The sequence below is a fragment of the Pseudomonas sp. genome, assembly GCF_049645325.1.
Classification (GTDB): Bacteria; Pseudomonadota; Gammaproteobacteria; order Pseudomonadales; family Pseudomonadaceae; genus Aquipseudomonas.
In genome coordinates this window covers 1-5,915 of the sequence record NZ_JBARTQ010000680.1, presented here as the reverse complement: position 1 = coordinate 5,915, position 5,915 = coordinate 1, and the positions used below count along the sequence as shown (strand labels likewise).

7 protein-coding genes are annotated in these 5,915 nt (G+C 60.9%); 4 read left to right on the top strand and 3 right to left on the bottom strand.

The genetic code is table 11. From position 1 onward, the window contains the following. Nucleotides 1-93: 93 nt before the first annotated feature. On the bottom strand, nucleotides 94-897 hold the full coding sequence (locus WBB95_RS29040) for a helix-turn-helix domain-containing protein (RefSeq protein ID WP_424490713.1): 804 nt from the start codon (nucleotides 895-897) through the stop codon (nucleotides 94-96). Between the two features lie 85 nt (nucleotides 898-982). Further along, nucleotides 983-1,951: a hypothetical protein gene (locus WBB95_RS29035; protein WP_424490712.1), complete on the bottom strand. Its 969-nt coding sequence runs from the start codon at nucleotides 1,949-1,951 to the stop codon at nucleotides 983-985. A gap of 175 nt (nucleotides 1,952-2,126) precedes the next feature. Here WBB95_RS29035 and WBB95_RS29030 point away from each other — a divergent pair, with 175 nt between their 5' ends. The 3 genes from WBB95_RS29030 (at nucleotide 2,127) to WBB95_RS29020 (ending at nucleotide 4,296) form a co-directional block, all read left to right on the top strand. Next, nucleotides 2,127-3,623, top strand: a complete 1,497-nt coding sequence (locus tag WBB95_RS29030; RefSeq protein ID WP_424490711.1) for a PAS domain S-box protein — start codon at nucleotides 2,127-2,129, stop codon at nucleotides 3,621-3,623. Between the two features lie 133 nt (nucleotides 3,624-3,756). Beyond that, nucleotides 3,757-4,008, top strand: coding sequence for a CsbD family protein (locus WBB95_RS29025; RefSeq protein ID WP_424490710.1), 252 nt, complete (start codon nucleotides 3,757-3,759; stop codon nucleotides 4,006-4,008). Between the two features lie 12 nt (nucleotides 4,009-4,020). Continuing rightward, nucleotides 4,021-4,296, top strand: coding sequence for a DUF1652 domain-containing protein (locus WBB95_RS29020; RefSeq protein ID WP_424490709.1), 276 nt, complete (start codon nucleotides 4,021-4,023; stop codon nucleotides 4,294-4,296). Nucleotides 4,297-4,303: 7 nt separating this feature from the next. On the opposite strand, the gene WBB95_RS29015 is transcribed toward WBB95_RS29020, so the two are convergent. Next, a complete protein-coding gene (locus tag WBB95_RS29015; RefSeq protein ID WP_424490708.1) occupies nucleotides 4,304-5,497 on the bottom strand; it encodes an MFS transporter in 1,194 nt (397 codons plus the stop codon). 128 nt (nucleotides 5,498-5,625) lie between these two features. Here WBB95_RS29015 and WBB95_RS29010 point away from each other — a divergent pair. Then, nucleotides 5,626-5,915 (top strand): hypothetical protein (locus WBB95_RS29010; RefSeq protein ID WP_424490707.1); only part of this gene is annotated, 290 nt, incomplete at its 3' end.

The window sequence follows — 5,915 nt, the reverse complement described above, 5'->3', positions numbered from 1 at the left end:
TGCTCGCGAAGGCGGTGTGTCAGCCACTGATGACTCGCCTGATCCGCCGCCTTCGCGAGCAAGCCCGCTCCCACATTTTTAATCCGTGTGGTATCAACTACGACGCCATTCATCCGGCGAAACACCCAGCATCCGGCGAAACACATGCGCCAAATGCGACGGCGATTCATAGCCGACATTATTGGCCACCTCCAGCACCGACATGCGTGTATGGCGCAGCAGCGTTTGCGCCCGTTCCAGGCGCAAACGCTGGACAAAGGCGAGCACCGTCTCGCCGGTGTGCAGGGCAAACAGGCGGGTCAGGTGACGGCGAGACATATGGAAGACGGCGGCGATCTCATCCAGCCCCGGCGCCTGTTGAAGGTTGCCTTCGACATACGCCTTCACATCACGCACCAGCATGGCGCCGTGACGCTCGGTGGAGGAGCGTTGCAGGCTTGGCTGGCTGAGGGAAATCGCCAAACATTCGAGCAACAGCAAATGGTCGGCCTGGGCCAATTGGCGGCGACGATCAACGTAGGGGTCGGGTTGGCTGAAGGCTTTTTTTGCCAGCAACAGGTGGTGCAGCGGCGCAGAGGTTTGCCAGATGCCCAGGGTGGGCACGCGCAGCAGGCGGTTGGCATCCCCGGACAGGTCGCGCAAGGCATGGCGCATGTAGTCAGGGTCGACGTAGAACGCCAGGTGGCCCTGGCTGGCGGTGAGTGACGAGGAGGAATGACTGCACTGCGGCGGCACCAGCACGAACTGGCGATCGACCACCGACGTGCTGCGCCCGCTGTCTTCATCCTTGAAGCGCAACAGGCCGTGCTCGGGCACCATCAGCATGAACTCGTCATGGGCGTGAGCCCCGGTTTCATAGGCGCCGTTGGAGTTGAAGACGCTGTAGATATCACGCATCGCCAGGCACTGCCGGTGGAAGGTTGAGCCCTGACACTAGCATGTTTGGTGCCAGTGAAAAGCAGCGTCCTTGCTGCAAACGCTGTCAGGCCAAAGGCACGCGACGGCTGGTCAGTGCGAAGCGACCGACGAAGAAGCTCAAGGCTGCGCCCAGCAGCAACATGGCCAAGGTGCTCCAGGCCGCACGGGAGAGCTGTTTGGCGGCAACTTCACCGGCTTCACGGGCTTTCTGTTCGGCTTGCTGCTTGAGCTCATCGACCTTTTGCATGGCTTGCTGATACGCCTGGGCATAGTTGTCGACGATCTGCGTGGCGTCTGCCTTGCTCTTGCCAGTACGCGCGGCAACGATGTTGACCAGTGCGTCTTTGTCCGCCGCATTCAACGCAGGCTCACCGGAGGCTTTGACGCGCTCGAACCACTGCTTCAACTGGTCACCCGCTTGCGCCGGGTTGGTTGCAGCATCGGTGGCGGTTTGCTTGCCATCAGCGGCGGCCTGGTCGGTTTTCTGCTCGACGTTGGCCGGGTCCAGTTCAGGCTTGCCGCTTTGCTTGAGCAAGGTATCCAGTTCGCCTTGCAGGCTGTTCCAATCAAGCTGGATGCCCTGCTCGCTCAGTTGTTGCTTGACGCTGTCGCCGATGCCCGGGGCGGCAGCTGCGATACCGCTGCCAGCGGCCGAAAGGCCCTTGCCCACCACGTTGCCGGCGGTGCCAACCACACTGGCGGCCAGCCCGGCCAACAGCCAGGTGGTGAGCAAGGTGGTCAGGGTCCAGGTGAGTACGCCGTGCAGGCCGCCGCGATCCGGCGCGGTACGCCCGGCCACGAAGGCACCGGCGCCAATCGCCACCAGCGTCGAGACGAACAGCCAGATCCCGGCACCCGTACCGAAACCGCTGAGCGGGTTGCCGGCCTTCATCGGGTCGACGGCACTCGCGCCGATGGCGGTGCCCAGCACGCTCAGCACCAGATAGGTCACCAGGGCAATTGCACTACCGGCGAGGACGGAGCTCCAGGACACGCGAAACAGCGAACGGTTGGTTTCATAGACAGTGGTCATGTTCGATCCTTTGACAGTTATTGACCGTTGCAGTCTGGCGAGGCGGCCGCTCGCCGTCCCCGCGCAAATGCACCAGGCCCTCTAGTGCATTCGCACCCCGCGCCGGGGAATTTCTCTGCACTATCCTGAAGCCCAAGTGTCGTAACTCCCAATGCGCCCAAACCACGGAGAACCTATGACTCAGGACGTTCTTGCCAAAGAAACCAACCGCCGCCAACTGCAGCAGATCATCTCCGGGCTGTCCGACGGCGTCATTCTTGCCGAAGTCGACCAGACCATCCTCTGGGCCAACGAAGCCGCGCTGACCATGCACGGCGTCGAGGCCGTCATGGCCTTGGGCGCCAATACCCAGGAATACGCTGAACGCTTTGCCCTGCGGTACCGCAACAACCATCCCGTGCAGCTGGAAAACTACCCCCTCGCCCGCGCGGCGGCAGGTGAAGAATTCAGCGACGTGGTGGTGGAAGTCACGCCTTTGAACGGCCCGGACAGAACCTGGGTCCACCGCTTGCGCAGCCTGGTGATCACCGACTCGCATGGCGAGCCGGAGTTGCTGGTGCTGATCCTCAGCGACGCCACAGAGTGGGCGAGCGCCGAGCAGCGCTTCGAAAAAACCTTCAATGCCAACCCGGCGCCCGCGGTGATCTGCCGTCTCAGCGACTTGCGCTACATCAAGGTCAACCAGGGTTTTCTGGAGATGACCGGCTATAACCGCGACCAGGTGATCGGCAAATCCGTCTACGAGCTGGACGTGCTGGAACAGGCTGAACGCAAGGACCTGGCGATCCAGCGCTTGGGCGAAGGCGCGACGATTCCGCAGATGCAGGCCGAACTGAAATTGCCCGAAGGCGGCAGCAAGCTGGTGATCGTCGCCGGCCAGCCGCTGGACATGAACGAAGAAGATTGCATGCTGTTCTCCTTCATGGACCTGGAGCCACGGCGCAAGGCGGAAATCGCCCTGCGCCAGAGTGAAGAACGCTTCGCCAAGTCGTTCCGCCTGACGCCGGTGCCGACGTTGGTGTGCAACGCCGCCAACCGTCAGGTGGTGGACATCAACGAAGCCTTCATGAGCATTACCGGCTATATCAGCGAAGAACTGATCGGCAAATCCATCGAAGACATCGACTTTATCGACAGCCACCAGGCGGCCGCGCAGCTGTTCGCCAACCTTGAAAAGGCCGGCAACCTCGACGGCCAGGACCTCAAGGTGCGCAAGAAGGGCAACGAGGTGATTGATTGCGTGGTGTCCGCCGACACCGTGATCATCGAGGACGTGCCCTGCTACCTGATGGTGATGATGAACATCACCGAGCGCAAACGCTCGGAGCTGGAGCTGGTGGCGGCCATTGAGGAAGTGATGCAAGACGCGTCCTGGTTCAGCCAGACACTGATCGAAAAACTCGCCAACGCCAAGAGCGTCAACAGCCCCAACCTGCCGAATGTGGCCTTCACCGACCTCACCGCCCGCGAGCGTGATGTATTGGGCCTGATCTGCGAAGGGCTGGCCGACAAGGAGATCGCCTCGCGCCTGAAACTGGCGCCCAACACGGTGCGTAACCACGTGGCCACGGTGTACTCCAAACTTGGGGTGCACAGCCGCAGCGCAGCGATTGTGTGGGCACGTGAACGCGGGCTGTTTGCCGGCGAGCCGCGCCTTAAAAAAAAACCCTGACAGTGCAAATGCACTAGTGCGGCTAGTGCGAATTCGCCTTATTGCCGCAGGACGTCTTGCTTAACCTTGAAGAGTGGGCACCGGGCCTTTTGGCCCGTGCCGTAATGGTTTTGATCTCTTGAAGGAAGGCACCATGAAAAGCGAACAAGTCAAAGGCGCTGTAGAGAAAGTCGCCGGCAAAGCCCAGGGTTTTTTCGGTGACCTGACCGGTGATGAACAACTGCAGGCCGAAGGTGTTGCTCGCCAGGCCGCCGGCCAACTGCAGCAGACCTATGGTGATGCGCTGGACACCGTCAGTGATTTCGCCAAGAACAAACCGCTGGCTACCGTGGCTGTCGTCGCCGGTGTCGGCTTGCTGGTGGGCTTGTTGCTGCGTCGTCGTTGAGGAGGCTGAGTAATGTTTACCCTCTCCCAATTACGCAACTGCATCGAAGAAGCCCTGCTGCCGCTGACCTGCGAGTTCACCTTGTGCCGGGACGCGTCGTTGACGTTGAAAGTGTTCGACGCCGAGAGTGGCCGGGTTGACCTGGTGGTGACGGGTATCAGCGTCAACAAGATACAGACCGCCCAGGCCGTGGAAAAAATGGTCGAGGAGCTGCGCTACGAACTGCAGAGCAACACCATGGGGCAGCTGACACTGGACGACCTGCCGCTGTCGCCTAAGGCACAATAACCGCGCCTTACGGGGCGGGCCGTGGTTTCAACGACGCCCCAGTGAAATAGAACACCCCGCCGCCGACGATAAACGCGCCCAGCATGTAGAACATGCTGTAGGGCGGCAGGCTGGCCAACACCAGCCCACACAGCACCGGCCCCAGCGCCGCGCCCAGGTTGGACAGGTTCTGCGCCCCGTAATACATGCCCCGCAGCGGCTCCGGGGCAATTCGGTCGATGAACATGTACTCGGCCGGGAACACGATGATCTCCCCCACGGTAAACACCGCCATCGCCAGCACCCACCACAGCACGCTGGTGGACAGCGCAAAGCCAAACAGCCCCAGCATGAACATGCCCAGGCCTGCGATCAGCCATCGGCTCAGGTGACGGTGGGAAATGCGCCGGCCAATCAGGTACTGCAAGGCAATCACCAGCACGGCGTTGGTGGTCAGCACCGCGCTGACCACGGTGTAGGTGTAGTCCGCCGTGGTGGTGGTCACCAGGTATTGCGACAGCCAGGCGGTGAACTGCCCATACACCACGGCACTGAGCAAACCACCCATCGTGAAGCACACAAGGCGCTGATCGCGCAGCAGCACCCGCCCTACGGCAAGGAACGACACCGGCTTTTGCGTGGCTTCGACAGTCGCCAAAGCCCGGTCGCCCCACCGCCAATACAGCAGGAAAAACCCCGCCCCCAGCAGCGCTGAGAGCATGAACGGCAGGCTCACATCGAGCTTGGCCACCATGGCCCCAAATGCCGGCCCCACGGCGTAGCCAATGTTGGTAAGGGTGTACTTGATGGAAAACACTTCACTGCGCGCGTTTTCGGGCAGCAAGCTGGCGAAGCCGGCTTTGACGGCAATGTCGATCACCGCGTAGGCCAGGTTGATCAGGATCAGGCAGCTGTAGAACACCCAAATATCGCGGGCCAGCAGCGTGCCGACAAACCCCAGCACGAACAGCACACTCAGGCCGAGCAACAGCCGATAACTGTTGATGCGATCGACCAGGAAGCCGCCGTACACGCTGAGCAACGAGCCGACGATCAATGAACTGCCGATCACCAGGCCGACCTCGGTGATGTCGAGGCCGAAGCGACGGGTGAGGTAAATCACCAGGTACGGGAAGGTCATCGCCTTGGCCAGCGTCAGCATCAACGTGGCGCATAGCAACAGGTTCACGGTGCGGGGGTAGTTTCTAACTGTGGCAAGCATCCTGCTCTCATTGTTTGACGGTAACGCGACCATTGCGCCGCTTACCTTAACGCAAGCACCCGGGAAAAGCAGGCGCTCGCGGGAAGTTGATCACCGCGTTAATTGTATAAGGCAGGCAAGGCCTGAGCATGAGGGAACATCGCCTGACCTTCTTTTATCAGGCACTTCACATGCACTACAGATCAACGGCGTCGTCCCCTCTGCTGGAAACCCTGAACGCCCGGGATTCTTTGTTGAAATCCAGGCTGACGGAAAAAATCCTGGCCTTGAATGACGAAGTACTCGACCGGCTGAAACAACAACCCACCTTCTCCCGGCTCGTGCAGGAGGCCTTCGATCAGGCGTTTACAACGTTGCCCGAGCCCATCGACATCAACACCCTTTTCATCAACGTCGGGGTGGCCCCTTCGCTCGGCAC